Source organism: Dyadobacter jejuensis (genome assembly GCF_003149085.1).
GTDB lineage: Bacteria > Bacteroidota > Bacteroidia > Cytophagales > Spirosomataceae > Dyadobacter > Dyadobacter jejuensis.
This window is the reverse complement of the sequence record NZ_QGDT01000054.1, coordinates 1-1,817: the sequence shown is the minus strand read 5'-3', so window position 1 is coordinate 1,817 and position 1,817 is coordinate 1. Positions and strand designations below refer to the sequence as shown.

At 47.5% G+C, this 1,817-nt stretch carries 3 protein-coding genes and 1 pseudogene; all 4 read left to right on the top strand.

Annotated features, from left to right (window positions below; genetic code table 11):
• A pseudogene (locus tag CLV98_RS23580) lies at positions 1–432 on the top strand (hypothetical protein); the annotation flags it as partial.
• 59 nt (positions 433–491) lie between these two features.
• Positions 492–1,058 carry a hypothetical protein gene (locus CLV98_RS23185; protein WP_109678514.1) on the top strand — a complete coding sequence of 189 codons (567 nt, stop codon included), beginning with the start codon at positions 492–494 and terminating at the stop codon, positions 1,056–1,058.
• A 48-nt stretch (positions 1,059–1,106) separates the two neighbouring features.
• Entirely contained in the window at positions 1,107–1,307 is a 201-nt protein-coding gene (locus CLV98_RS23180) for a hypothetical protein (protein WP_109678512.1), read from the top strand.
• The gene (locus CLV98_RS23175; RefSeq protein WP_109678510.1) at positions 1,288–1,737 is read left to right on the top strand and encodes a hypothetical protein; all 450 of its coding nucleotides are present in this window, start codon (positions 1,288–1,290) and stop codon (positions 1,735–1,737) included. Before CLV98_RS23180 ends, CLV98_RS23175 begins: the two co-directional genes overlap by 20 nt.
• The last annotated feature ends 80 nt before the right edge of the window (positions 1,738–1,817 follow it).

Sequence of the window (1,817 nt, the reverse complement as noted above, 5' to 3'; positions counted from 1 at the left end):
GCTGCTTCCGTAACGGAGGCCAATATCATTGGGGAGTTAAAGAAAATTGTTGCGCTGATCATTGGCAATGAGGATCTGATTGAGTACAAAGATGAAACTGCTTCCCTGTTCATTCCTCCTACCTGGTATGTTTGGATCACCAACGCCCTGGACGCGGCCCTTTCCAATGGGAGCCAAGTCGTGACTAAAAAGGGAGATAAGCTATTTTTTAACGCCCTTCCCAATACGGAGATCAAGCCCCGTACTTGGATGATTGGTGTTGACAATATGCTTTGGACGGTTGAAGGCAACCTGTTTTACCTTCACCAGGATGTGGATACCGATGTGCCCCGTATTAAGTTCCAAGAGTCGGATCGTGATTTGAAAGTCCTAATGGACTTCGAAGTCAATGTAGAGTACGCCGACGGTAGACTCATCGTGCTTTACAAGTAAAAACATTCACTGAAGGGGGAAACCCCTTTGGTTTTCTTTCATTTCTAACTTTAAAGAAAATGGCATCAAAATTCTCAAACCTTCAGCGCCAGGCCCGTGGTAAGATAAACCTGGGTGGGATGGCGCGTATGGTCCTACTCGCTGAAAGTGATTTTGTTGCGGGTTGGCCAATTGACGCAGATATTGTAGATGGTGAGTGTACCGTGGCCCCTCGACTTGCCGAAGGAGTAATAGCTGCGGAACTGACCTTTGACCACCATTCAGGTCGCGCCAAATCCACTAAAAAAGGCGCAATTGGTTATCAAAATGTGGAACATGAGGTCGATTGTAAGTTTGCAGGATGTAGTAAGGAGCAGCTGGCTGCCGTACTCAAATTCCTTAACGAAGGAGGAGTATCCATTGCATTCTATAAAGACGGGACACGCCGGGTTTACGGTGCAAGCTGGAATCCTTTGGTGATTGAAGATAGTGACGATTCTGGCGCCAAGGCTGACGATCAGAAGTCCATCACCTTTAAGGGTAAGGCGGATGGGTTTGGCTGGCACGCGCCCTTCTTGGCCGAAAGCGTTACCCTGGCAACGGATACCGCTGCAGTAAAACCTATGCCTTTTGCAATTGCCCCTTAAATTTCTCTCATTCCCCTTCACCTAGTGAAGGGGCCTTATGCTTTAACCATGGCAAAAAAAGAAAGGATATGGCGCGTTATACCCGATTACGTGGGTAAGGTGACTATTGAATCACAAAAAAAGCAGGTGGTACTAACCAATGAATTGAGTCAGGAACAGCTCCTGGATCTTGCAAAAGATCCTATTGCCCTGGGCTTCTTGGAACAAACCACCCTAACCGAACCAAAGAATGGCGAAGAAAACCAATAAGGCCGAGCAGCTGCAGCTGGCCATCATTAAAACGCTAAAGGCCGGCTATAACGAGCTAAACTTATCGGGCACTCTCCCCGATATTCAGGCCGATAGCGAGCTTGTACCCATTGCAGGCCACATTATAGTCGGACTACAACGACTGACCGCTGAGCAGGCCGAAAATGAACAGTATGAAGGCATGAGCTATGAGGAGATTGTGGCCCAGAAAAGACAGGTCCACGAAAACAACTTAAAGGCACTTCAAGAAAAGGCTCAGGCCGATTTGAAAAAGCTAAAGGCTGCAAAGGAAAGCCGGGTTCAGGAAGAGCCAGAGGATGAACATCTGGATGGTGAACTGGACCCTTCTGATGAACCAGACCCTGGAATCGATCCGGATTCCGAGCATGGTGGCGAACCAGATCCAGGGCCGCCGGCTACAGAGTCGTAGTTTATAATGAATTGATAATAAAAGTGCTGTCATTCCTTGGCAGCACTTTTTTTGCTTTAAAGATTATTGTCCCTTGAAAG